Consider the following 23,887-nt stretch of genomic DNA (forward strand, 5'->3'; position numbering starts at 1 on the left):
ATCAGACAAGCGGATCTTCCCTTGCCGTGGGGCGGCCGGCCCCACGCCCCATCGTCCCGTCCGGCCACGAGGCAATCGCTAGCGAGGTCTCGTCTGTCTTACAACCCGAATCGCCTGGTGCGCTGCGCGAAGTCGTTGATCGCTTCTTGGAAGTGGTGTTCGGTGTAGTCGGGCCAGAGCACGGGGGTGAAGTGCAATTCAGCCTGCGCCGACTGCCATGGCAGAAGGCCGGAAAGGCGGCGTTCTCCGGAGGTGCGGATGATGAGATCGACGCTCGGTTGCTGACCGTACGGGAAGAAGAGGGACGACAACGCAGCGTGAGCTGGCGGCTCTTGCGACGCTGCGGTTTGCGCGATGGCTTGTGTCAGCTCCCACTCGGGGCTGTATCCCGCGATCAGGTTGACGCTCATTCCGGATACGTCGCTGGTAGCTGAATGCGCATCGACGAGAGCTGCCGCCATGGCGGGCGGCAAGATCGACAGGTCCCCGACGGGAAGGAATCTGGCCGACCGAACGGTGGCGAGGTGCTGGATCACCTTGGTGAGGATCTCCACCATCGGTTCCAGCGTGGACGGATCTCGCTTGAGGTTGGCCGCGGACACCAGATACAGGCTCAGATGCCGAATCCGGCGATCCTTGCACCAGTTGATGACCTCGTCGGCCTTCCATGAGCCTCGCGAGTGCGCGACAGACGAAGGCAGCCCGCGCATCGTCGCCCACCGCCGATTCCCGTCCGGGAAGATCAAAACATGCTGCGGCCTCAACGGCGCCACCTCGTACCGGGAAAGAGCATCTTGAGCGCACGCATAGTAGATCCATGACGCTCGTTTCACGAGCCACATTTCGACGGCTGAACCATGCGCCGGGCGGTCATGACGGGATCGTCCCGGCGGCGGCGGGCACTTGTCGCGGGCCGGCGCGGACGATGCTCTCGACGCTCGTGCCCGACCGCTTCCAGCAGCGGTCGGCGAAAAGCCGGACAGAACCATGCCTGGCCGGGATGGTTCGGCGTACGGCCATCGGTCGGTGATCGACCACCGGGGTACTCGCGACCAAGACCGCATCCTTGCCGAGGGCATGGCGGACGGCTCCCCGATGGAGTGCACCCGCCAGGCGCTGAGGGCGACCGGCTATTACATCGACCCCGAGTTCTGGGACGGTGAGGCGAAGACCTGCTGCCCGCCGAACCCGGGGATCTGAGAGGACCACCTGATCGATGCGCATTGACTGGACCGCTCTGCCCGAGGCCGTCATCAAGCGGGTGGCCGACCGGATCGGCGGAACTCGCGCCATCCCCGCTACAACCGGCGACCACGCGGAGATAGCCGCAACCGTCACCGGGACGAACGGGCAGGTGTTCGTCAAGGCGGCCCACACCGATTTCGGTGTCCGGTCACTGCGCTTCGAACTGCGGGTGAGTGGGGCCATCAACGGGTCGCATTCGCCCGCGGTCGAGTGGCAGTTCGAGACGGACGGCTGGCTGGTGGCGGGTTTTGAACACTGTGACGGCCCGCATGCTGACCTGTCCCCCGGAAGTCCTGATTTGGAGCTGCTCGGGGAGGCGCTGGCAGCGCTCGGTAAAACACCGGCTCCAGATGTGTCGCTGTTCAGCCCGAAGGGGCGGCTCGGATTCGAACACCCGGCGATGGACGGCGACACGCTTGTTCACACCGACCTCGGACCGGCCAACCTGATCGTCACCCCGCGTGGCCTGCGGATCGTTGATTGGGCCATGGCGACAAAGGCCGCGCCGTGGGTCGAGCTGGCCATGCTGACCCAGTGGTTGATCAGCGGCGGCCACACTCCGGAACAGGCCGAACAGTGGCTGGCACAACATCCCTCGTGGCGGCGGACCGATCCCAAGGTCCTGGACTACTTCGCGATGAAGAACGCGGCGAAGTGGGCCGCCAAGTCGGCCGGCACAAGCACAAGGTGGATGCATGACCTCGCCTCATGGACGTCTCAATGGTCGGCGTACAGGCATCGAAGCAGCAGCGTCTCCGGCACCCTGCGCTACGCGGAATGAAGATGGCTGGGCCAGAACTTACTCAAATCACCCGATTGAGTGAGGCATCGTGGTAGTTCGGTGTCTGAGCTTGTAGGGCCGGTAGAAATCCGTTTCATGATCAAGAAACTCGCACTGACTCTGACCGCTGCACTGGCTGCCGGCCTTGCGGTTGGCGCACCGGCTGCTGCCTCCGATGACTCTTTGGTCCGGTCGATCAAGGGTCATGGCATCGACGCGTGCCCTGCGGAGTCGCTGTGCCTGTATGAGCACTCCAAGTACAACGGCGACTCGGACGCTTCCATCTGGGTCGTATCCGACGACGTCCAGCGGTTGAGTGAGCACGGCGCCGACGACACGGCGTCCTCGGCCTACCTCAATGCGCCGAACCGCTGGTCCGTGTCCCTCTGGCGTGACGTGGTCTGGTGCGGTGACCACGTCAGGCTCAACCAAGTAGTCCGGGGAGTGCCCTCCCTGCACGATGCGTACGGCTACACGGGCTGCCTCGGTGAGGAGAAGCAATCACACTCAAAAATCCGCCTTAACGACTCCGTGAGTTCCGTCCTCTTCCTCAAGTAGTAGGGCGCTGCCCGGCCCGGGTGCCTCGCTCGGGTCGGGCACGGCAGCGGCTTCCCGCGCCCCGCGTCTGGCACAAGGCACCCCCGTATCGCCCCGATGAGCTTCGACCCGTTACCGCTCCAGTTCACGCCGCCCGGCCCAGACCCCTGACCGCAAGCGCCGATCAGTCTGCCGAACAGTGCGTGCGACGAACTCGACGGAAGCCCAAGCAGCCAGGGTGAACAGGTTCCAGACAGTGCCGCCCACCAACCCGGCCAGCAGCAGCGCAACGCCACCATCGCCGACCAGATCCTCTTGCGGGCCTTGGTCAGGTGCCGGTCGGGCTGTCGGCGGTCTGCGATGCGGGTGATGCCCGGTGCGACCGGGACGACGGCGACCATACGCTCGGCGTGCCGCGGCCCGGAAAGGGCTGCAGAGACAGAAGAACCCCGCGGCCGGGATCAACGATGGCGGTCGTTGAAAGTGGCTCACGCGGGGTTCTGCACTGAGAGGTGAGTAGACTTCACCAACTTACCGCTCACGATCTCCCCAAGCCCCCACCTGGTCAAGCGCCTCGCCGTGTGCTCTACGCCACTCAGGTTGCAATATCGGCGCCCGCTGTCGACGATGCGCCGCCACGTCCAGGCCGGTGGTCAGGACGACCAGTTCGGTCGTGCCGCGGCAGTTCATCAGGACACCGACGACACTGCTGTCGCGTCGCTCAGGCCGCCGGAGATCCCCAAAAAGCTAGCCCCCTGCGATCCGCCACGTTCGTTGTCGTCTGGCACAAACTGGGGAGATAGCCAATCGATCAACATTGTTAGCTTCCTTCGGTCAGTGCCCCCTCGCACGAGGAGATACACGATGACCACCAAGCAAAAAGTCGCCGCCGGAGCGCTTTCGGTAATCGCGGCGACCGCGACCCTTGCCGGGGTTGCCAGCCCGGCCCAGGCCGCTTACCCGACCACTACCTTCACCTTGAAGTACGGCAACAGCTACGCGTCCGGCAACCTCACCTGGTACAACCGGAGCGTAAGGGTCGCCGGTAACATCGCGGTCACCGCCGGCAACTGTCGGTGGATAGAAGCTGGCACCTACTACCTCGACAGCAAGGGCGAGCACTACATCGACAGTGACGCGCGAGGCCCCTACTGCAACAGCGGCAGCTCGACGATTATCGATCAGTTCGACTTCACCGTGCTGGCCGACATCTCCGGTGGGGCCGAGATGGTGAAGGTCGAGTTCGGCGAGGACTTGGTCAACCCCTTTGTCTCCAAGAAGTGCTTCAAGGCGACGCCCTGCTGAGCAGGTTGATCTTTGGTCAAGGCGAAGGAGCCCGGTCCGTGGAACTCACGGACCGGGCGCTTCTGTGCCGGGGCCAGAGGAGTTGATCTGACGCTGGGACCTTCGAGCAAAGACCGCTACATCCCGGCGCGGTGCAGGGCCAGCATCACGACATCGAGAGATGACGAGCCCCAGGTGACAGATCGTGATTCCGCGTCAGGTCAGTTCAAGACAGCGGCGTCGAAGGCGATGCCGTAACCGATCGATGAGGTGCCGCACTTCCCCTTGACGGCCTGGGCTTGGATCGAGAGCGCCTGCGCACCCGCGGTGGCAGCCTTGACCGGCACGGTCTCGTCCGGACGCAGGTCCCACCGGCCGATCTGCATACCGTCAACCGCGATCACGGTACGCACGGTCAGCCCTTTCGGCGTGCCCGGATCGAGGGCGAGTGCCGCCGACATGCGGGCGTATTCCGATCTCAAGTCGAACGTCGTCGTCACTGGCGAGCCCTCGCAGCCGACCCAGAAGGAGGTGCTCTCCGTCGACGTTCGGCCTCCAGAGGTCGCTTCTCGTTGCTGGCCGGATGGCCCGCCGGCGTTGGTGGTGGATCACAAGGCGCGCAGCCAGGTCCGGCCGGGGGTCTGCGTCACGGTGCCGTCCGGTTGACGATCTGTGATCGCATCGCGGACTTCTGTCCATCCGGCGGCCGGCAGGCCGACGAGCATAAGGACGATTATCGCGAGCCATCCGAGGCATCCCGAGCCACCGCCGTCGACAGAGACCTGCCGGCCCGACGGCCAGATCCTGTTGCTGCGACGTGACGGCACCGGTGAAGCAGACGGACGGGCGGACACCCACTGGTCGCCTCACCGCCGCGACCGCATCGGGCATCATGTGCGTCGTCCGATTCTGTCCGATGCCCACGGGGGATCTCATGCACCAGCGCACACCGTCCATACTCAGCGCCCTGGCCGTGATCGGGGTGCTGGCCGCCGGATTCCTCGTCACCGGTCGACGGCCCGCTGCGGCACCACAGCCGGTGGCCGCCGCTCCCAGCGCCTCCTGGACGATGGCCGAGTATCCGTCGCTCACAGCGCTGCGCAAGGTGGAGCCGCCAGCGAACTACGCCGTCAGCACCACGATCACCGGTTCCCCGCTGATCGTGATCGCCCCGCACGGCGGCGGCATCGAGATCCGCACCAGCGAGATCGCCGCAGCGATCGCGCAGACCGACCACTCGCAGTGCCACTTCAAGGGCCTGCTGCCCACCGGCAACCACCCGCGCCTGCACGTCACCAGCGAGCACTGGGACCTCGAGGAGTGCCTGATCCTGATCCGCCAGCGGCCGCACGCGCTGTCGATCCACGGCTTCAAGGACGACAACAACCGCATCGTGTACGTCGGTGGCCGCGACACCGCCACCGGTGCCAGGGTGACCGCGGCCCTGACCGCGGCCGGTTTCCGGGTGGAGGCCGCGCCCGCTGACATCGCCGGGACGTCGCCGGACAACTTCGTCAACAAGGACGCCGACGGCATGGGCGTACAACTGGAACTGAGCACCGCGCTGCGCAAGGACCTGGTGGCGGCGGCGGGCGGCCAGCCCTCGAAGTGCACGGCGGAACTCCCGCAGTGCGGGGAGGCGTTCGTGCAGGCGATCCGTTCGGTCTATCCGGACACCTCCGGCTGGTGACAGGTCGTACGCACCCGGCACGGTCCGGGGGCGTCTCCTGCTTCCCGGTCCGGGTCGGTGATCGGGGTAGGCGACGGTGCGAGTGGCCGGACGTTGCCGATGCCCTGATGCAGGGTGCAGGGTGTCGGCGGCCAAGACAGGGAGAAGTTCGCGCCGGTGTTCGGACGCACTCCAGATGATCGGCGTTCAACGACACCCGCACGCCGTCGCCGTGCACCGGCAGTAACCGGCGACCGACGGTTCCAGCGCGTCCCTGATCGCGGCGTGGATCGCCAGCGCGGTGCGGTCGAACCATTGTCAACAGCGACGGGCTCTTGATCTCGACGGCACCGCCCTTCGATCTGGCCCTGACACTCGGTTGCCCCCAGCATCGATGGCCGACCAGGCACTACCTCAGCCCACGACCTACGTCTTCTGTCGCGACAACCCGGGACAACCGAAGACAACTATCGACTGCCGTTCATGATCGGATTGACTCGGTCCATGGTTGGCTGGCTATGGATGGCAGGGGCGATCCTCACCGAGGTTGTCGCTACAGCCGGGTTGACGTACTCCCAGGGACTGACCCGGGCACCGGTCGTGGCGGTGACGGCCGCTCTGTACGTGGCGTCATACGTGTGTCTGGCGCGTGCCTTGCATGCCGGAGTGGAGATCTCGGTCGGCTACGCGGTGTGGAGCGGCGTCGGGACCGCGGCCCTTGCCCTGATCGGCGTCGTGCTGTTCGGCGAACACCTCACCCCAGGCCGGGTAGCCGCCATCGGTTTGATCGTCTGCGGGGTGGTGCTGCTGCAGCTGACGGCGATGCCCGAACACACCTCAGCAGTCGGCCCGCCAGCGCGAGCTGATCCCGTCCCGCCGCCGACCGCGCTGACGGTGGACGGCCTTCTGCCCAGGAGTCCATGATGAGCATTCAACGAATACCGGCATATCTGAACCGTGACACTCGCCGGTTCCTTGCGGCAGCGGTCCGGTCGCCCGGGGAGATCGGCGCGATCGCACCCAGCGGCCGGCACCTCGCGGCGTGCGCCGCGTCACTGATCAGCCCCGGCCAGGGGCACACGGTGATCGAGCTGGGACCCGGTGGTGGCGCCATCACCGACGCCTTACATGAGCGGTTGACCACGGTCGACACTCTGCTCGCGGTCGAACGCAACCCGGCTATGGCAGCGCACCTGAGTACCACCAGATCCTGGCTGAAGGTGATCGCGGGCGATGCCGCCGATCTGCCCAGCCTGGCGGCCAGGGCCGGGCACCCCCGGGCGGACCTCATCATCAGCGCCCTGCCCTGGAGCATCATCCCCGATGCCGACCAACGCAACCTGCTGACGGCGATCATCAACGTGCTGAACCCCGGCGGCGTCCTCGCGACCGTGCTGACCATGCCGGTGCTGTACCTGCCGATCGTCCGGCAGCTACGCCGACGCCTTGGGGAGTCGTTCACGTCGGTGACCCACCGAACGGTTTGGCGCAACCTTCCGCCGGCCCGCCTGTATATCTCGCGGGGCCCGTTGTCCCCGGGAGCGCGGTGACCGCGGTAGGGGCGATTGGTGGCGCTCAGGCGTTGAAGGGCGCGCCCTGAAGAGCTTCCCGGATCGCCGCTTCGTGGCCGCGCCGTGGCAGGTTCTCCATGAGCTGGTGGGCGAGGTGTCCGGTTGCTGCGGCACGGTGGTCCGCGTCGACCGTGCCGATGCGGGAGAGCATGGTCAGCGCGTCCAGGTCCGGGCTGGTGTAGCCGCAGGCGGTGAGGTGGCGTCGGAGACTTAATCCGAGCGGCAGCAGCGCCTGATCGCTGTCCATGGTCGGGTTATGGCTGAGGACGTTAGTGAGCGCGGTGATGTGGTGTTGGAGTGTGGTGTCTCCGGCGGTGTCTGGATGGTTGTGGCAGTAGCCTGCGACGCCGTGTCCGCCGAGGTAGCCGGCCAGGCGGATGGTGCCGCAGTAGACGGCCGCTGCCGTGGTGGGTGTCGCGTTGGTGTGGCTGCCGATCATGGCGGTGCCCCAGCGCAGCGCGATGCGGGCGGCGTCGGCGGCCCGCTGTTTGTCGTCAAGGGCTATCGCCGCGTTGATTAGAGCGGTGAGGGGCCCGTCGTGATGGGCGGCCGGGACGAGGGCGCCGATGTCGGCCATGCGGGGTCGGCGTGGTTGTAGAAGGAGGCTGGTCAATTCCTGGATCATGGGCGTGTCGGTGGGCATGTCGGCTCCTGTCGAGTTCGGCCTGGTGGTTGGTCTGTGCTGCGGAGGCCGAGGGGGATGACCGGGCGCCGCTCCCACGTAAGAGCTCGTGGCTCGGGATCTACTCAGACGTCTCCGGTCATCCTCCGCGGCCTCCGCGGCGGTTGGCTATTCGAGCTGTGGTGGGCTGGTGAAGGCGTGGTGTTCGTCGAAGTGAGTGCCGATGGCCAGGCAGTGGTGCAGTCCGGTGAGCAGGCGGGCGCTGACGCGGCGTAGTGCGCCGGCGTAGGTGTCGCCGGCGGCGCGGCGCTGGTTGTACCGGGCGCGGGCGCCGGGTGACCGGGTCAGGGAACAGAACGCCCACTGGTGGCAGACGGCTTTGAGCCGCCGGTTGCAGACGTATCGGTGGGCCACATGGCTGCTGTTGCCGCTGGACCAGGTCAGCGGTGCGATCCCGGCATAGGCACGCAGGCCGCGCGCGGTGGCGAACCGACGGGGATCGTCGCCGAGTTCGGCCAGCAGACGGGCGCCGCCGAGAGGGCCACAGCCAGGGAACGACAGGTAGATCGGGGCGTGTGGATGCTGCAGGAACGCATCGGTCAATTCGGTCGTGAGTCGGTCGGTGGTCTCGCAGGCGTGGTTGAACTGCTCCAGCAATGCGCGGACCTCTACGGCGGTGGCCTTCTCGATCTCGCGGGGTAGCCGCAGGACCGGCTGGGCAAAAAGATCGCATAGCCGGTAGGCCTCGTCATCGACGAGCCGCAGCCGGACCGGTTCGAGGATCTTGGAGAGGCGGTACTGGGTCAGCCGTGCCGCGGCTTCGGCTGTCGGGCCGGCCTCGAGGACCGCCCGCGCTTCGAGGCGGCGCAGCCCGAAGTCGCGGCCTTCCCAGGCGACCAGTGCGGTGGGGTGGACCTGGTGCAACAGCCGGCGAAGTTTCGCCTGTAGTTGCTCGCGCAGTAGCTGTGACCGGTACTGGGCGCCGGCCAGCACGGTGATGGCCTCTGCGGCCGCGCTGGTGTCCGGGAGCGGCTGGAGCTCGCCCCACTTGTCGCGCAGCAGCCTCGCCAGCAGTTCCGCATCCGAGCGGTCGGCCTTCTTCTTCGTCACCGACCGGTAGGCGCGGAAGCGGGCCATGTCGGTCGGTGGAATCTGGAACACCGTCTGGCCACGGGCTCGCAGCGCCTGGACCAACAGGCCGGCGTTAGTCTCGATCGCTATCGGGACCTGCTTGCGGCTGTGCTGGTGGCTGGCGAGCAGCCCGGACAGCAGCGTGAACAGCTCACGCACGCCATCGGGGGAGGCGGCGATCCGCAGGTGGCGCACGGTAGTGCTGCGGGTGTCGATCACCGCGACGTCGTTCAGCTGGTCGGCCCAGTCGATCCCGCAGAAGAAGCGCGGTGGCCGTTGCATGCATGTCTCCGATCCCGGGCACGGTGGGGTGACTCCAGCCGAACCGCCGAGATGACGCGCATAGCCGCCGAACACGACGGAACTCACCGTTGCCGGCGAAATGCCGGTGGGAAGTCATGTCGTGCGACAGCATGCCGCTGATTCTCGGGCAGATACTGAAGTGAGCACCCCCGCGTGCGCGGGGAGGAGAAGCACCATGACCGGCAGCTCGATAGGTCATGGCAGGGACCGCCGTCCTGCTGAGGAACGCCGACGTCCGATGTGGACTGTAGCGAGTCACCCGCCGCGACTGCCACCTCGATCGGCACCCGGTTCGGTCGCGGAGGGCGGACGCGTCTGTGATTGCCGTGTGCGCGCCGGGGCAAGGGACGGCTAGGTTCGCCTGCCCGGCGAGGCCACACCGACAGAGTGGGCCTTGCTTCCTTGAGCGGCGGGATGTACGCGCTGCGGAGCTCCATTCACCCCATCAGGGCTAGCTGCGCGACCAGTGGTCTTTGCGCGGCTTGTCGTAACGCTATAGTCATGGGCATGTCAGTGAAACCGATTCGTCTCATGGGTGCACACGAGATCCGCATCCGCCTCGGCGGCGTCAGCCGCCAACGCGCTTACCAGATCACCAGCCGGCAAGACTTTCCCGTGCCGATCGCGGACTTGGTTCAAGGCAAGGTCTGGCTGACCGAGGACGTCGAAGCCTGGATGAAGGCACACCGGCGTGACGCGTCCGACGACGACGAGAACTGAGAACGCCTCGTCCTTGGTCTTCCTGAGGTTCTCGGACGGGAACGGTGATGCCGCGTGTGGAGCTCCGCAAGGCGGCCGATAGCTGTCCAATGCGCGAACCTAGCGCGGCGGCTGCCGTGACGGGCCAGGTGACGGCCGCTCTGTGAACCCGGCCCACGCTCGAAAATACCAACCGGGCCTCCCGGATTCCGGTCCATCACGATGGTGTCGTAGGTCTGCACGGCCGCGGCTGACCGGAAAGCCCGCGACGATGGCAGAGGTGATCCATTTGTGGGCGCGCGTTCGTCACATGGCCGAGGCCCTCACACCGCTGCCGCTGGCAAGAGGGACAACCGGGGACAACCCGAGACAAGCGCAGTCAACTATCGGGTGAAGGCCGACAACCGCTCTGCTCTACAGCAGGAGATCGGTGCAGATCTCCCACGAACCCGACGTCCGGGCGAACGAGGGAGCAGAACGAATGCGTCATGACATAGCGGACTGGCCACTGGTAGGCAGCCACAGATCGCGTCGCGCCGCGTCGGCAGACCTCGTGCGCCTACCCATGCCAACATCCGCTGACCTTCAGCGACAGCCCGACGAATCCGTCCATTACGCCGTTACCTCCATCGACAATCGCGGCCGCATGGCGGCAGCAACCCTGCTCCACACACTGGGCTGGAAGCCTGGCGACCTCATCAAATTCACCGTCGATTCCCAACGACTGATCACCGCCACACGTATCACCCCACCCCAACGAGTCGGCGACGCCGCGCCCAGCAGAGCCATTCGCATCCGCGGCCACCTGAACATGCCAGCGACCGCCCGCCATCGAGCAGCCATCGCCCCTGGCGACCGGCTCCTGCTCGCCGCTGACAACACCGGCACCTTGCGCATCTTCTCGCCGCGAATGGTCTCCCTGCTCCTGCGGCCCCACTTTGACCCGCAAAGCCCGCATTCGTGAGCGCCGCCGATGCAACCGGCAGCCACCAGGAATCCACGAACATAGCCCTGGTCACCGCTCTGATGGCGCAACTCAACGTCACCGCCGAACAGATCACCAACGGCGCGTCGAGTTCCCCACGCAAGCCTGCACCGACCTTCGCCGAATTCATCCCTCACGTCGTAGACGCCGTCACGCCTGGAACCCGTCGGGCCTACAGCACCTACTGGCAACGGATCCTCGAGCAGTGGGGGCATCGCCGCCTCGACGAACCCACCCCCACCGAGATCCAGCAGTTCGCCCAGCGCACCCGCGAATCGGCCGCCCGGCGGCGCAACTCCCGCGGCGGAGGAGCAGCTGCCGAACATCTCATCGCAGCCCTGCGTTGCATCTACCACTACGCCCGCAACGATCGGCTCATCGACGCCGACGACAATCCCGCCGCCCGCGTCCGCAAACCTCGCCGACAGCGAAGCCTCCGTGAAGCACTCCCTGAGCGAGCGGTAGCCCAGATCATCACGGTCGCCTCAGAGACCGGCAATGACCCTGACCTGGACCTCCTAATCCTGCGTTTCCACCTGGAGACCGCCTGTCGCCAAGGCGGAGCACTCCAGGCACGCCGACGCGACCTCGACACCGAACAGTGCCTGATCCTGTTGCGCGAGAAAGGGCAGACCGAACGCTGGCAGCCCATCTCCCCGACCTTGGCGGCAGCACTCGCCACTCACTTCAGCGAACGCGGCGACGGCAACCCCGCCAGCCAGATTTTGCGATACCGCAACGGCCGCCCAGTCGGCAAACGTCGGTACGACAACCTCTGGAACCGCATCCGCAGCTACCTGCCGTGGGCTGACAGCCACCAGGTCAGCGCCCACTGGCTTCGCCACACCACCCTCACCTGGGTCGAACGGCACTTCGGCCAGTCGATCGCTCACCGCTACGCAGGCCATGCCGACCCCAGCCGGCAGGCCACCATCAGCGTCTACACCAAAGCCACGCTGCGTGAAGTTGCCCAAGCACTGGCCGCGCTCACCGGCGAGCCCCATCCACTGGCCGACGGCGACCCCATGACCGTGATGCTGACAGCGAGACTGGGGGAGCAGGCGCAACTCCCGGCTGCGACCGGGGATGAGCCGGACGGAACGCCGCATTCATAGTGGTCGGCGTCACAGAAGTTGCATACTGCCTGCTTGAAGGATTGCAGATCCAGCGAAGTAAGGGCTCCCCGCTGCGGGGAGCCCTTACTTCGTTGCTGTGTTTTACGGCTGATCAGCCTGGTGGCTATCATGTGCCACATGAACACCCATCATGGGCATGGGTGCCGCATTTCTGTGTCCGAGGGGGGACTTGAACCCCCACGCCCGTTAAGGGCACTAGCACCTCAAGCTAGCGCGTCTGCCATTCCGCCACCCGGACTTGCTCTGAACAGCTTACCGGGGCCGTCACCGTGGCTTTCACCCGGGTTTCGGCTGCCCAGCGGGCCGCACAGGTGAGAACTATATACGGCTCCCGGGTGGGGTCGAAGCGGGGGTCGAAACCGTCACGGGGATCGGATGTGGCGTTGGGCGGGATGAGCGGGCAGCATGGCGGACGTGTCGCAGCCGTCCCCTCTCACTCCGGCCCTCGAGCGGGCCCGTGGTCTGATCGCCGCGGGCAATCTCGACGCGGCTCAGGTGCTGCTTGAACGGGCTGTCGAGCTCGGGCGGGAGAAGCTCGGGGAGGACGAACCGGACGTTCTTACCGCTCAGCGGGAGCTTGCCGGGGTCTATCTGCGGGGCGATGATCCGATGGGCGCGCGCCGGGTGCTGGAGGACGCCTACGCGGCCGGGCAGTGGCGGCTTGGGGACGCTGATCCGCTCATGCTGCACATCTCCCATGATCTGGGCGTCGTAGCTCAAGAGCTCGGGAACCGGCATGAAGCGCGCAAAGCATTCGGGCGTGTCGCCGAGCACGGGCCGGCGGTTCTCGGCGACGGGGACCGGCTGGTCGCCCGGGCGCGGGCTCATCTCTCCGAAGATCCTTCAACCCCGACGGTACGGCCGACAGCACCGCCCCCAACCGCTCCGCCGGCCTCGGCGCCGCGCCCCGGTCCCACGCCGGCTACTGCGCCGGGACCACATCCGGCCCCAGCGCCCGGCCCGGCTCACGGCCAGGGACCCGCTCCTGTGCCCGGCCCGGCTCACGGCCAGGGACCCGCTCCTGTGCCCGGCCCGACTCACGGCCAGGGACCCGCTCCTGTGCCCGGCCCGACTCACGGCCAGGGGCCCGCTCCTGTGCCCGGCCCGGCTCACGGCCAGGGACCTACTCCTGTGCCCGGCCCGGCTCACGGCCACGGGCCTACTCCTGTGCCCGGCCCGGCTCACGGCCACGGGCCTACTCCTGTGCCCGGCCCGGTTCATGGTCATGGACTCACTCCTGTGCCCGGCCAGGCTGAGCCTGTGCCCGGCTCGGCTCCTGTGCCCGGCCCGATCCGCGGGCAGGGGCCGTCCTCGGTGCCCGGTGTTCCTGCTTCGCGGCCGGGATCGGGGTTCCTGCCGGCGCCTGGCCCCGCTCCGTCACCCTCGCCGGATTCGCGTGGGGCGATGGAGCGGGTGACCGAGATGTTGCCGCTGGTCCGGTCCGAGTCGGTGGCTTCCGCGCAGCCTGGCCCGGTCACGACGCGGCCGGGGATGCCGCCCGCTGGACCGTGGACGGGTGCTCCCGTCACACCGAGCGTCGACGGACACGCGTACCTGGCTGATGCGACGGCGAGCCCTGCCGTCCCGCCCGTGTCCCCACCGGGCCGGCCGCACGGTCACCCGGCAGCACAGCCGGGCCATCCGGACGCGGCGTCCACGCAGGCGGGCACTCACGCGGGCCATGCCCAGCCGGGCTATTCCGATCCCACGTCCGGGCCTGCGGGTGGTCGCGCGAACCAGGCTCAGCAAAGTTTCGAGGATCCCGCGTCCGGGTGGGCCGGTGTTCAGGGGGGTCAGTCGGCGTCCACGCGCGCGGGCACTCACCCGGGTCAGGGTCGACCGGGGTATCCGGATTCCGTGGCCGGGTCTGCCAGTGTTCAAGCTGGTCGGGTGGTGTCGGGGCCCGCGGGTGGTCACGCGGGTCAGGGTCATCCGGGGCCGGGGCCGGGGCCGGGGCTGGGGTCGGGGCTGGGGTCGGGGTCGGGGCTGGGGTCGGGGCTGGGGTCGGGGCCGGGGGCGGGGCCGCACGGGGGCCGGCCGCCCGCCGGCTATGCGGGCCCGGGAACGGGTCAGGCGCCTTCCGCGTACGCGGGTGCGCAGCCGAACGCCGGCGCTGCGGGTCAGGTGCCGGGGTACGCGGCGCGGCAACCCGGCGTGTGGCAGCAGCAGGCCGGGGGATACCCGGGGGTGGCTCAGCCCGCGGCGGGTGCGCTCACCCCGTACCCCATCGAAGGAAACAAAAGCGGGAGTCGCGCCATCGCGGTGGCCCTCACCGTGCTCGCGACGCTGGTCGCCGTGATCGCCGTCGGGGCGCTCGTCGTGGTGCTCGCGGACCGGTCGCGGGAGCCGGTGGCGCAGGAGACCGGTGCCGCCGTCGATCCGAGTGTGCCCGTTCTGGGTGGGGCGCCGCCGACCGGGCTGGAGCTGGACGACCGCGGGACCAGTGTGGGTCTGACCTGGGTGGATCCGGCGAAGCGCAAGGCGTCGTTCATCATCACGATGGCCAAGCGGGGTGAGCAGCTGAAGGCGGTCGGGCACGTCGGGCCGGGGAAGGTGGCGTTCGTGGAGTACGGGCTCAACGCCAACCTCGACTACTGCTTCGCAGTGGTGGCCGTCTATTCGGCCGAGCAGATGTCCAGCTCTGTCCAGGAGTGCACGAACCGGGGGACCACTCGTCCACAGCGATGAGACACGGGTACCCGCGAGCGAACGGCCTTCCCTATGATGGCCTGCGTCCTTGAGGCGGATCGACCGGAATCGACAGGAGGACAGCCGCGGTGACCAGCGCAGAGGCGGTACGGAGGCGACGCCTGCCCAGCCGGGGGCAACTGGTCACGATAGCCACCGTGCTCGTGCTGGTGGCCGGGCTCGGGCTCACCGTGCGCGGGCTCGGCACCGCTGACAAGGCGCTGGCCAGCTTCGACGCGGCGTCCTGGGTGTGGAGCAAGGGCAAGGGCGAGCTGGCCCGGATCAACGGCACGGCGGCCCGCATCGACACCCGCGCCGATGTCAATCAGGCCCGCGGGCACGCGTTGCAGGTGAGCCAGAGTGACCGGTTCGTGCTGTTGCGTGACGTCAACACCGGCGCGATCGCCTCGATGGACCTCACCGATCTTCTGGCGTACTGGAATCAGCAGTCGGAGCCGGGCATCGGCGTGAGCGTGGCCCTGCACGACGACAGCGCGTTCATCGTCGACGCCGTGCAGGGCAAGGTGCAGCAGGTCGACCCGGGTTCGTTGCAGCCGGTGGGGGAGGCGTTGCAGTTCCCGCCGGGCATCAGCGGTGGCCTCTTCGACGGGACGGGCCGGCTGTGGATCGCCGCGCCGAGTGAGGGCACGGTCACCGCGATCGACCCGGGCGCGGCCGCCCCGGTGCGGGTGCGCACCGACTCGGTGGCCGCCGCCAGCCACGACCTGGTCGTCTCCGCCCTGGACGAGGGTGTCGCCGTGCTGAACCGCACCACCAACGCGCTCACCGTGATCGGGGAGAACGGGCCGGGGCAGCCGGCCACGCTGCCGCTGACCGGGCCGGGCGAGCTGCCCGAGCGCACCGAGGGTGACGTCATCGCGATCACCGTGCCGGACGAGCGGCGCGTCTACACCGTCGCCACCGACGGGAACGGGGTGCGCGACGTCACCGTTCCGGACGACGGCGGCGACCTGGGGCCGGCCGTGCCGTACGAGGGTTATCTGTATGTGCCGGAGGACGACGGCACGGTGCACGTCATCAACCAGGACGGCAGGCCCGAGCAGCCGATCGACTTCGAGCAGCCGGGCGGCGAGCTGGAGCTGGAGGTGCGCGAGGAGCACCTGTTCATCAACGCGCCCGGCTCCACGACGGCCCGCGTCGTCGACGGCAACCACACGGTCCGCCCGGTCAACAAGGAGCGCGACGACGTCGTCGGCGGTGACCCGCCCAAGGTGAAGACGCCGCCCGCCCCGCCGAAGCGGGAGAAGCCGAAGAAGCCGGTCGCCGCCAAGCCGGGCGCGCCCCGCGGTGTCCGCGCCGCCGCCGGTAACGCCGAGGTCCGGGTGTCGTGGCAGTCGGCGGCGGACAACGGCGCCCCGATCACCCGGTACGTGGTGGCCGGCGCCGGGCGGACCTTCCCGGTCGGCGCCGACCAGCGGTCGCTCGTGGTCGACGGGCTGACGAACGGGCAGACGTACCGGTTCGAAGTGCACGCCGTGAACCGCAAGGGCGACGGGCCCGGCCGGATGAGCAACGCGGTGATGCCGACGGCCGAGGTGCCGGACCCGCCGGGCACGCCGGTCGCCGAGGCGAAGGCCGACGGCACGGTCGGCGTCACCTGGCCGGCCGCCAACGGCCAGGGCCGCAAGATCCAGCGGTACGCGGTGACCGCCATCTCGGAGGGTGTCAGCTCCCCGATCGGCGAGTCGACCACCACCACTCTCGCGGTGCCCGCCGGCCAGCTCGAGTTCGGCAAGCAGTACGCGTTCACCGTGGTCGCGGTCAACGACAAGGGCGCCGGTTCGAAGGCGTCCGCGGTCAGCAACACGATCGTGCCGTTCAGCAAGCCGGCCAAGCCGGAGAACGTGGAGGCCGCCACGGTCGCCGCGCAGGCCGGCGCGATCAGCGTCACCTGGACGGCGCCGGCCGACAACGGCCGCCCGATCACCGAGTACGTGGTGAAGGCCGGCGGTAAGGAGACGAAGGTCGCCGAGACCTCGGTCACCCTGACCGGGCTCGGGACGGGCGCCACCGTGCAGGTCGAGGTGACCGCGGTCAACGAGGCCGGTCCCGGTGACGCGGCGACCGCGACCGCCCGCACCGTCGCCGTGCCGACGGTCACCATGACCGGCGTCGACCCGACGTTCAACACGGCGAAGGTGTCGTTCACCGTCAACAACGGCGGCGGCACGGCCACCTGCACACTCACCGTCTCCGGCGGCGGCAGGGGCTCGTCGGGCAGCTGCACCAGCCTCGGCGCCAGCGGGCTGAAGCCGAGCACCGCCTACACGTTCACGGTCACCGCCAAGAACGCGGCCGGCAGCGCCGCGAAGAACATGGCGAAGACCACCGACGCCCTGTACGGGACGGCCACCTGCATCAACGGCGACACCGGCGACCAGAGGACCTATTGCGACAAGGACGTCTCCGGCCGCAACGGCAACGAGATCTTCAAGGTCACCCGGCAGGACGACGACCAGCAGGCGGGCTGGGTCAAGAACGGGGTCCGGCTCCAGGCGTACTGCAAGAAGACCGGTGAAGAGGTCTACGCGTACGTCTACAACAAGAACAAGAGAAGCACGTGGTGGATCCAGGTGAACTACGAGGGCAAGACCTACATCCCGTGGGCGTGGCTGAACCTCGACGGCGGGGACGACCTGGCGGACCTGCCGACGTGCTGACGCCCGCTCACGTACAGGGATTCGCCGAGGTCGCCGGGGAACTGGCCAACCGGATCGGCACCGTTGTCCTGGGTAAGCCGGAGGTGGTCCGGCTCGCCCTCACCGCGCTGTTCGCCCAGGGGCACGTCCTGCTCGAGGACGTGCCCGGCGTCGGCAAGACCACGCTGGCCCGGGCGCTTGCCGCGTCGATCCGCGGGCAGTGGCGGCGTATCCAGTTCACTCCGGACCTGCTGCCCTCCGACGTCTCCGGCGTCACCGTGTTCAACCAGGCCAGCCGTGGTTTCGAGTTCCACCCCGGGCCGGTCTTCGCGAACCTGGTGATCGCCGACGAGATCAACCGGGCGTCCCCGAAGACCCAGTCGGCGCTGCTCGAGGTGATGGAGGAACGCCGGGTCACCGTCGACGGCGTGCCGCACCCGGTGCCGCAGCCGTTCCTGGTCGTCGCCACCCAGAACCCGGTCGAGATGGACGGCACCTACCGTCTGCCCGAGGCCCAGCTCGACCGCTTCCTGGTCAAACTGTCCGTCGGCTACCCCGACGAGGACGTCGAGATCGAGGTGCTGCGCGGGGCGGCCGTCCGGTCCCCGGACTCCCTCGAACCGGTCACCGACACCACCATGATCGGCGAGATGGCGCGGATGGTCGCGGCCGTCCACATCGCCGACCCCCTCTACGCGTACGCCGTGCGCCTGGCCGCCGCCACCAGGAACCATCCACAGGTCCGCGTCGGCGTCAGCCCCCGTGGGGTGATCGCGCTGACCCGTGCCGCCAGCGCCTATGCGCTGATCAACGGCCGGGCCTTCGTGCTGCCCGAGGACTTCAAGGACCTGATCGAGCCGGTCTTCGCGCACCGGGTGCTGCTGTCCGCCGACGCCCAGCTGCGTGGGGTGACCGCGGCCGACGTGCTCGCCGACGCGCTGCGGTCGGTGCCCGTCCCACTGCCCGACCACCAGCACCTCCCGGCCTGATCCGTTGCCCGGCCCTCACCACCCGAGACGACAGCGCAGTGGGATGACCGCCCGCGGTGCCGCCCTGGCCGTCACCGCCGTGATCCTGCTCGTGGCCGGCTTCCGCTACGGCTACCCCGACCTGGCACTTCTGGGGGCGGCCGCCGGGATCGCGGTCGTCGCGGCGCTGGTCTTCGGGTTCTGGCGGCCCCGGCTCGGCGTCACCCGCGTCGCCGAACCCGACCGGGTGGCCCGCGGCGAACCCGCCGACGTCACCCTCACCATCAGCAACACCAGCAGGGTGCGGGCGGCCAGCCTGATCGCCACCGACCGCTGCGGCACCGCGACCGTCGACGTGCCGCTGCTGCGCCTGCGGGCCGGGCACGACACCGTCGAGAGCTATCCGGTGCCGACGCACCGGCGCGGGCTGGTGCCGATCGGGCCGCTGCACGTCACCCGCCGTGACCCGCTCGGGCTGATCACCCTGAACCGGGCCTACGGCGGCACCACGATCGTCCGCGTCTACCCGCGCGTGCACCCGATGCGGGCGGTCCCGGCCGGGCTCACCCGCAGCCTCGACGGGCGGGTCGACAAGGTGCCGCAGGGCACGATCACCTTCGACACGCTGCGGGAGTACGTGCCCGGCGACGAACTGCGGCGGGTCCACTGGCGCAGCAGCGCCAAGGTCGGTGAGCTCATGGTCCGCGAACAGCTCGACACCTCCGAGCCGCAGATCGTCGTCCTGCTCGACGACCGGGCCGCCGCCCACCGCGGGGACAGCTTCGAGGACGCCTGCGAGGCGGCCGCGTCGATCGTCGTCGCCGCGGTGCGCGAGGACCTGCCGGTCACCCTGCATCTGGTCGCGGCCACGCTCACCGGGCCGCATCTGGACGTGCTGACCGAGGCGACCCTCGGCGACGGGGATCTCGACGCCACGCTGCGTCACCTGCGGGCGCGGAAGCTCGGCGACACACTGATCTTCCTGACCGGGCCGGGCGGGCGCGACGATCTCGGTGCGCTCGGTGGGCTGCGCTCGGCGTACCCCATCGCTCTGGCCGGAATCCTCGGCGACCGCGACTCCTCGCCGGCCGCGCCCACCGACCGCCTGTTGGTGATCGAGGCCGCCGACGGCGCCGAGTTCGCCGCCGCCTGGGACGGGGTCCGCGGATGGTGACCCGGGTGCTGCGGCGGGCCGTCGTGCCGGTCGCGCTGGCCGGAATGCTCATGCTGGCCGGGGCGGCGCTCGGCGGCATCTACGCCGACGGTCTGCTGTTCCGGCTGGTGGCGGGCGCGGCGATCGGCTCGGTGACGGTCGGGGTCGCGGCCCGGCGGCTGCCCTCGTGGACGGTGGCGCCGATCTCGGCCGCGCTGCTCGGCGGATATGCGGCGCTCGCCCTCTCGCTGGCCGCCGGGGACGACGGGCTGACCCTGACGGTCGCCCGGGACGCGCTCGCCAACGGGATTCCGCGCCTGCTCACCGCTATGATCCCGATCGAGCCGACGCCGGACACCGTGATCATCGCGGTGGGCGCGGTGTGGGTGGCGGGTCTCGCCGCCACCGAGATCGCGGTACGCGGCGGGCGGGTGCTGCTCGGCTGTCTGCCTCCGGCGCTGGTCTACGCGGGTGCGCTCTACGTGGTCGGGCCCAACGCCTCGGCCGCGACGACCTCGACGCTGACCTTCGCCGGACTGGTCGTGGCCGCGCTCGCCAGCACCTCGGTGACCGGCGCGACGTCGCACGCGGCCGTGCGGGCGCGGGCGCTCGGTGGCGCGGCCGCCGGGCTGGCGGTCGTTCTCGGCCTGATCGCGGCGACCGGTCCGTGGATCGCCGGCCGGGTCACCGCGACACCGGTCGACCCCCGGCGGTACGTGCAGCCGCCCCGCGTCGACAGCCTGGACGAGAGCCCGCTCAACCGGATCTCGGGGTGGGCGCTCGACCCGGCGCAGCAGTTGCTGGAGTTCCGGCCGGGCCTCGTGCCGGCGGCCGCTCCCCGCACCACGGCCCCCGCTGTCTCCGCGTCCGCCGCACCCGGAAGGCCCCGCGCGTCCGGAAAGCCCGGCGCCTCGGACCGGCCGGCCGCGCCCGGCCAGCCTGAAGTGCGGCTTCGTCTGGCCGTCCTCTCCGACTACGACGGGGTCACCTGGCGCGTCGGCGGGATCTACCGGAACGCCGGCCGTGTGCTGCCCGCGCCGACCGCGCCGGCCGGTGTGCGGGTCGCCGAGTCGCAGCAACAGATCACCATCACCGGACTGACCGGGCGGCTGCTGCCCGCCGTGCCGACGCCGACCCGGATCACCGGGGCACGGGTCGCCTACGACGCGGCGACCGGCACCCTGATCCGGCCGGAAGGACTCAGCGACGGGCTGCGCTACACGGCCCTCTCCCAGACACAGACGCCTGACCTCGGTCTGCTGCCGATCGCCGAGGTACCGTCCGGGGACGCCTGGGTCCGCTATCTGAAGGTCGGCCCGAACACACCCCAGCAGATCGAAGGGCTCGCCGAGCATCTCGCCGAGGGGTACAGCGCCGCCTACGACCGGGCCGTGGTGATCGAGCAGTTCCTGGCCGAGCACTACCGGCACGTGGCCGACGCGCCGAGCGGGCACGCCTATCCGAACCTCGCCCACTTCCTCTTCGGGCGGCGCGACCTCGGTGGCCAGAAAGGCACCTCGGAACAGTTCGCGGCGGCGTACGCGCTGCTGGCCAGACTGACCGGTCTGCCCAGCCGGGTGGTCGTCGGGTTCACGGCGCCGGCCGCGGGTGGGGCGGTCACCGCCGGTGACGCGCTCGCCTGGCCGGAGGTGTACTTCGACGGCGTCGGGTGGGTGGCCTTCGACCCGATGCCGAAGAGCGACACCGTCCGGCCGGTCGAGGAGGACTACACCCCGCCGAAGCCCACCCCGCCGCCGTCGCCGTCGGACACCCCGGCGCCGACCGCCGAGGAGTCGTCGGCCCCACCGTCCGCGGTCGTGGCCGCACCGACCGCGGGTGGGCCGTCCACCGTGCTGGTCGCCTCCGGCGCCTCCGGTGGGGTGGTGTTCGTGCTGGTGGGAGCGGCCCTGGCGGTGGTCTCGCTGCGGTCGGCCCAACGGCGTCGGCGGCTCACCTTCGGGGATCCGGCTCAGCGGATCACCGGGGCGTGGCTGGAGTTCACGGATGCGCTGCGGCTGGCCGGGCATCCGGTTCCGTCGCATCTGTCGGCCACCGAGGCGGCCGGGCACGCGTCCGCGCTGCCCCCGCCATCGCAACGAACCGGTCTGCTCCGCCGGGCCGTCCCGGTCACGCCACCCGCGCCGGCACCGGAACCGGCGCCGCTGCCGCCGCTGGATGCGCTGGTGGACGCGATCAACACGGCCGGATTCGCGCCGGAGGCCGCCGACGCGGGACAGGCGGACCGAGCGGGGGAGCAGGCGGTCGCCTACGCCACCGCGCTGCGGGCACGTCGCAACCGGTGGCAACGGATGCTGTGGACCGTACGCCCGGGGCCGTTGCGGTGGAACCGCCCACCCGGCGGCAAGCCGCCGGGCTGACAGGTGACCCGCCTTACGTGGCGGCGGGACGGAGTTCGGGGCCGACCGCCAGGCGGGCGCCCGGTTTCCGGCCACGGCCCCAGCCGAGTTCCCGTCGGTAGCTGCCGAGCAGCCCCGTGCCGGCCAGGTGTTCCTCGTCGCGCAGCGGGGAGTCGGCCGGCACCGGATGCGTGTGCGGGGCGACGAACAGGGCGTCCGCCGGGCAGTGCGCCTCGCACATGAAGCAGGTCTGGCAGTCGCTCTGCCGGGCGATCACCGGGATCCCGCCAGGGCCGGCCTCGAACACGTTGGTCGGGCACACCGCGATGCAGACGTCACAGCTCACGCAGCGTTCGGTGGAGACGACCTCGATCACGACGCCACCGCCAGTTCCCGGCCGGTGACCGTCTCGGGGCGGGTCCACAGCCGGTCCAGGCCGCCGACCGTGAGCCGGTGGTACTGGTTCGGGTCCAGCCGCGGGAACTCCTCACGACGGGCCATGCCACGGCTCTCGGTACGGGCGAGCGCGCTCGTGTACATCCACCGGGCGTGCGCCACCATGGCCGCCGCCTGCCGCACACCGGGCAGGTCACCGCCGGTCGCGACGGCGCCGCCACGCCGGCCGTCCCAGACCGCGTCGAGGTGGGCGAGGGCCGGTTCCAGGCGGGAGGCCGTACGCAGGTAGTTCTTGTCGTACGGGTGCACCTCACGCCGGATGACGTCGAGCGCATCGGTCCGGTCGAAAGGCCGCTGGATACCGGCCTCCCCGACCCCGGTGAGCCTCCGCCGGTTCGCGGTCGCCCCCAGCGCGGTCGCGAAGGCGGCGGCGCCCCGTCCGGCGAAAGTGCCGGACGACATCGCCCACGCCGAGTTGTGGCTGCCGCCGCCGGTGAAGGCGCCGCACACCAGCTCGCGGGTGGCGGCGTCACCGGCCGCGTACAGGCCGGGCACCGTGGTGGCGCAGTCGTCGGCGATGATCCGGATGCCGCCGGTGCCCCGGACCGTGCCCTCCAGCAGCAGCGTGACCGGGAACTTCTCGGTGAACGGGTTGATCCCGAGCCGGTCGAAGGTGAGGAAGAAGTTCGGCTGCCCGAGCCGCATCTGCCGCTGCTGTTCCGGGGTGGCCCGGTCGATCTGGCACAGCACGGTCCCGGTACGCAGCAGCTCCTTCGCGATCACCGAGCGGCCGCCCTGACTGCCGGCCCCCTCGAGCCACGTCCCGTCACCGCGGAAGAACGTCGCGAACCCGTAGTAGGCGGTCTTGGTGACCGAGGTGAAGGCGGGCGCGATGGCGTACGCCGTGGAGAACTCCATCCCGGACATCTCGGCCCCCGCCTCGGCCGCGAACAGGGCGCCGTCGCCGGTCGCGACGTCACAGCCGAGCGCCTTGCTCAGGAACGCGCATCCGCCGGTGGCCAGCACCACCGCCCCGGCCCGGACCCGGTAGCCGGTGCCGTGCTGCCGCCGGTGCCCGCGTACCCCGGCGACCGTGCCGGTGCCGTCGACCAGCAGTTCGGTGACCGGGCTGTGGTCGAGGACCCGCACCCCGGCCCGTTTGATCCAGGACCGCATCCGGCGCATGTACTCCGGCCCCTGCACACCCCGCTTGTGCGGCACGCCGTCGACGATCGGGAACGGGTAGCGGGCCTCGGCCTCGAGACGGTTCATGTTCTCGTACGTCTGGTCCAGCACCCGGGCCATCCAGCGCCGGTCCTGGAGGAAGCCGCCGAGCTTCTCCCGGCTGGCCATCGCCTTCTCCCGCTCTTCCGGGTCGGGTTGCACGTACCAGACGCCGGTGCCGCCGGACGCGGTCGGCCCGCTGGTGCCGCAGTAGCCCTTGTCCAGCAGCAGCACGTCGGCGCCGGCCTCGGCGGCGGTCAGCGCGGCCCACGTGCCGGCCGGGCCGCCGCCGACCACGACCACGTCGGCGGTCAGATCCAGATTGATCATCGGGGGTCCTCCGGTTCGGTGGCGACGCCCAGCCCGGCCGGCAGCTCGCGGCGCGGGGTGAGCAGTCGGGGGTGGTCGATCAGGCGGGGCCGGGGAGCGCCGGCGATGAGCTCCGCGCCGCTCGATCAGCCGGAACTCGCGGGCGTCG

The 23,887-nt window shown here is 69.7% G+C and carries 21 protein-coding genes and 1 tRNA gene; 15 read left to right on the forward strand and 7 right to left on the reverse strand.

Going from position 1 to position 23,887, the window contains the following annotated elements:
- Window positions 1-98: 98 nt before the first annotated feature.
- Window positions 99-1,079: a polyprenyl diphosphate synthase gene (uppS, locus tag J5X75_RS04245; protein WP_307797917.1), complete on the reverse strand. Its 981-nt coding sequence runs from the start codon at window positions 1,077-1,079 to the stop codon at window positions 99-101.
- On the opposite strand from uppS, the gene J5X75_RS04250 reads away from it, so the two are divergent.
- From J5X75_RS04250 to J5X75_RS04265, 4 genes are all read left to right on the forward strand, one after another.
- Window positions 988-1,200 (forward strand): hypothetical protein, encoded by a 213-nt coding sequence (locus J5X75_RS04250; RefSeq protein ID WP_208466171.1) that lies wholly within the window; start codon window positions 988-990, stop codon window positions 1,198-1,200. The genes uppS and J5X75_RS04250 overlap by 92 nt on opposite strands.
- Window positions 1,201-1,216: 16 nt before the next feature.
- Window positions 1,217-2,026 (forward strand): phosphotransferase, encoded by an 810-nt coding sequence (locus J5X75_RS04255; RefSeq protein WP_208465944.1) that lies wholly within the window; start codon window positions 1,217-1,219, stop codon window positions 2,024-2,026.
- Between the two features lie 96 nt (window positions 2,027-2,122).
- Window positions 2,123-2,584 (forward strand): peptidase inhibitor family I36 protein, encoded by a 462-nt coding sequence (locus tag J5X75_RS04260; RefSeq protein ID WP_208465945.1) that lies wholly within the window; start codon window positions 2,123-2,125, stop codon window positions 2,582-2,584.
- A gap of 843 nt (window positions 2,585-3,427) precedes the next feature.
- The gene (locus J5X75_RS04265; protein WP_208465946.1) at window positions 3,428-3,868 is read left to right on the forward strand and encodes a hypothetical protein; all 441 of its coding nucleotides are present in this window, start codon (window positions 3,428-3,430) and stop codon (window positions 3,866-3,868) included.
- 200 nt (window positions 3,869-4,068) lie between these two features.
- Here the strand turns inward: J5X75_RS04265 and J5X75_RS04270 are convergent, their stop codons facing one another.
- Entirely contained in the window at window positions 4,069-4,347 is a 279-nt protein-coding gene (locus tag J5X75_RS04270) for a hypothetical protein (protein WP_208465947.1), read from the reverse strand.
- 416 nt (window positions 4,348-4,763) lie between these two features.
- Here J5X75_RS04270 and J5X75_RS04275 point away from each other — a divergent pair, with 416 nt between their 5' ends.
- The 3 genes from J5X75_RS04275 to J5X75_RS04285 all read left to right on the forward strand — a co-directional run bounded on the left by J5X75_RS04275 (window position 4,764) and on the right by J5X75_RS04285 (window position 7,066).
- On the forward strand, window positions 4,764-5,537 hold the full coding sequence (locus J5X75_RS04275) for a poly-gamma-glutamate hydrolase family protein (protein ID WP_208465948.1): 774 nt from the start codon (window positions 4,764-4,766) through the stop codon (window positions 5,535-5,537).
- A gap of 462 nt (window positions 5,538-5,999) precedes the next feature.
- Window positions 6,000-6,440, forward strand: a complete 441-nt coding sequence (locus tag J5X75_RS04280; protein WP_208465949.1) for a DMT family transporter — start codon at window positions 6,000-6,002, stop codon at window positions 6,438-6,440.
- 158 nt (window positions 6,441-6,598) lie between these two features.
- Complete coding sequence (locus J5X75_RS04285; protein ID WP_208465950.1) at window positions 6,599-7,066, forward strand: class I SAM-dependent methyltransferase; 468 nt, start codon at window positions 6,599-6,601, stop codon at window positions 7,064-7,066.
- A gap of 25 nt (window positions 7,067-7,091) precedes the next feature.
- Here J5X75_RS04285 and J5X75_RS04290 read toward each other — a convergent pair whose 3' ends face one another.
- The gene (locus J5X75_RS04290) at window positions 7,092-7,730 is read right to left on the reverse strand and encodes a hypothetical protein (protein WP_208465951.1); all 639 of its coding nucleotides are present in this window, start codon (window positions 7,728-7,730) and stop codon (window positions 7,092-7,094) included.
- A 147-nt stretch (window positions 7,731-7,877) separates the two neighbouring features.
- A complete protein-coding gene (locus J5X75_RS04295) occupies window positions 7,878-9,122 on the reverse strand; it encodes an IS110 family RNA-guided transposase (protein WP_208465952.1) in 1,245 nt (414 codons plus the stop codon).
- 528 nt (window positions 9,123-9,650) lie between these two features.
- Here J5X75_RS04295 and J5X75_RS04300 point away from each other — a divergent pair.
- From J5X75_RS04300 to J5X75_RS04310, 3 genes are all read left to right on the forward strand, one after another.
- Window positions 9,651-9,863 carry a helix-turn-helix transcriptional regulator gene (locus J5X75_RS04300; RefSeq protein WP_208465953.1) on the forward strand — a complete coding sequence of 71 codons (213 nt, stop codon included), beginning with the start codon at window positions 9,651-9,653 and terminating at the stop codon, window positions 9,861-9,863.
- A gap of 409 nt (window positions 9,864-10,272) precedes the next feature.
- Entirely contained in the window at window positions 10,273-10,806 is a 534-nt protein-coding gene (locus J5X75_RS04305) for a hypothetical protein (RefSeq protein WP_208465954.1), read from the forward strand.
- Entirely contained in the window at window positions 10,803-11,942 is a 1,140-nt protein-coding gene (locus tag J5X75_RS04310) for a tyrosine-type recombinase/integrase (protein WP_307797918.1), read from the forward strand. Before J5X75_RS04305 ends, J5X75_RS04310 begins: the two co-directional genes overlap by 4 nt.
- Window positions 11,943-12,117: 175 nt before the next feature.
- Here J5X75_RS04310 and J5X75_RS04315 read toward each other — a convergent pair.
- Window positions 12,118-12,201, reverse strand: a tRNA-Leu gene (locus J5X75_RS04315).
- Between the two features lie 167 nt (window positions 12,202-12,368).
- Between J5X75_RS04315 and J5X75_RS46605 the strand changes: the two genes are divergently transcribed.
- From J5X75_RS46605 to J5X75_RS04340, 5 genes are all read left to right on the forward strand, one after another.
- Window positions 12,369-14,651, forward strand: a complete 2,283-nt coding sequence (locus J5X75_RS46605) for a tetratricopeptide repeat protein (protein ID WP_208465955.1) — start codon at window positions 12,369-12,371, stop codon at window positions 14,649-14,651.
- Between the two features lie 89 nt (window positions 14,652-14,740).
- Window positions 14,741-17,332, forward strand: a complete 2,592-nt coding sequence (locus J5X75_RS04325; protein WP_208465956.1) for a fibronectin type III domain-containing protein — start codon at window positions 14,741-14,743, stop codon at window positions 17,330-17,332.
- A complete protein-coding gene (locus J5X75_RS04330) occupies window positions 17,326-18,300 on the forward strand; it encodes an AAA family ATPase (RefSeq protein ID WP_307797919.1) in 975 nt (324 codons plus the stop codon). Before J5X75_RS04325 ends, J5X75_RS04330 begins: the two co-directional genes overlap by 7 nt.
- A gap of 43 nt (window positions 18,301-18,343) precedes the next feature.
- Window positions 18,344-19,453 (forward strand): DUF58 domain-containing protein, encoded by a 1,110-nt coding sequence (locus tag J5X75_RS04335; RefSeq protein ID WP_208465958.1) that lies wholly within the window; start codon window positions 18,344-18,346, stop codon window positions 19,451-19,453.
- The gene (locus tag J5X75_RS04340) at window positions 19,447-21,810 is read left to right on the forward strand and encodes a transglutaminase TgpA family protein (protein ID WP_208465959.1); all 2,364 of its coding nucleotides are present in this window, start codon (window positions 19,447-19,449) and stop codon (window positions 21,808-21,810) included. The genes J5X75_RS04335 and J5X75_RS04340 overlap by 7 nt, the downstream gene beginning before the upstream one ends.
- A gap of 13 nt (window positions 21,811-21,823) precedes the next feature.
- Here the strand turns inward: J5X75_RS04340 and J5X75_RS04345 are convergent, their stop codons facing one another.
- The gene (locus J5X75_RS04345) at window positions 21,824-22,165 is read right to left on the reverse strand and encodes a 4Fe-4S dicluster domain-containing protein (protein WP_208465960.1); all 342 of its coding nucleotides are present in this window, start codon (window positions 22,163-22,165) and stop codon (window positions 21,824-21,826) included.
- Window positions 22,162-23,739 (reverse strand): FAD-dependent oxidoreductase, encoded by a 1,578-nt coding sequence (locus tag J5X75_RS04350; protein ID WP_208465961.1) that lies wholly within the window; start codon window positions 23,737-23,739, stop codon window positions 22,162-22,164. Before J5X75_RS04350 ends, J5X75_RS04345 begins: the two co-directional genes overlap by 4 nt.
- Window positions 23,740-23,887 lie beyond the last annotated feature (148 nt).

It is taken from the genome of Actinoplanes flavus (genome assembly GCF_017592555.1).
GTDB lineage: Bacteria > Actinomycetota > Actinomycetes > Mycobacteriales > Micromonosporaceae > Actinoplanes > Actinoplanes flavus.

What these genes read in the sequence shown, in the direction of transcription:
- J5X75_RS04340 (WP_208465959.1), top strand. Translation starts at nt 19,447, where the DNA reads ATGGTGACCCGGGTGCTGCGGCGGGCCGTCGTGCCGGTCGCGCTGGCC.
- J5X75_RS04260 (WP_208465945.1), top strand. Translation starts at nt 2,123, where the DNA reads ATGATCAAGAAACTCGCACTGACTCTGACCGCTGCACTGGCTGCCGGC.
- J5X75_RS46605 (WP_208465955.1), top strand. Translation starts at nt 12,369, where the DNA reads ATGGCGGACGTGTCGCAGCCGTCCCCTCTCACTCCGGCCCTCGAGCGG.
- J5X75_RS04250 (WP_208466171.1), top strand. Translation starts at nt 988, where the DNA reads ATGCCTGGCCGGGATGGTTCGGCGTACGGCCATCGGTCGGTGATCGAC.
- uppS (WP_307797917.1), bottom strand. Translation starts at nt 1,079, where the DNA reads ATGCCCTCGGCAAGGATGCGGTCTTGGTCGCGAGTACCCCGGTGGTCG.
- J5X75_RS04295 (WP_208465952.1), bottom strand. Translation starts at nt 9,122, where the DNA reads ATGCAACGGCCACCGCGCTTCTTCTGCGGGATCGACTGGGCCGACCAG.
- J5X75_RS04275 (WP_208465948.1), top strand. Translation starts at nt 4,764, where the DNA reads ATGCCCACGGGGGATCTCATGCACCAGCGCACACCGTCCATACTCAGC.
- J5X75_RS04255 (WP_208465944.1), top strand. Translation starts at nt 1,217, where the DNA reads ATGCGCATTGACTGGACCGCTCTGCCCGAGGCCGTCATCAAGCGGGTG.
- J5X75_RS04265 (WP_208465946.1), top strand. Translation starts at nt 3,428, where the DNA reads ATGACCACCAAGCAAAAAGTCGCCGCCGGAGCGCTTTCGGTAATCGCG.
- J5X75_RS04350 (WP_208465961.1), bottom strand. Translation starts at nt 23,739, where the DNA reads ATGATCAATCTGGATCTGACCGCCGACGTGGTCGTGGTCGGCGGCGGC.
- J5X75_RS04280 (WP_208465949.1), top strand. Translation starts at nt 6,000, where the DNA reads ATGATCGGATTGACTCGGTCCATGGTTGGCTGGCTATGGATGGCAGGG.
- J5X75_RS04300 (WP_208465953.1), top strand. Translation starts at nt 9,651, where the DNA reads ATGTCAGTGAAACCGATTCGTCTCATGGGTGCACACGAGATCCGCATC.
- J5X75_RS04290 (WP_208465951.1), bottom strand. Translation starts at nt 7,730, where the DNA reads ATGCCCACCGACACGCCCATGATCCAGGAATTGACCAGCCTCCTTCTA.
- J5X75_RS04335 (WP_208465958.1), top strand. Translation starts at nt 18,344, where the DNA reads ATGACCGCCCGCGGTGCCGCCCTGGCCGTCACCGCCGTGATCCTGCTC.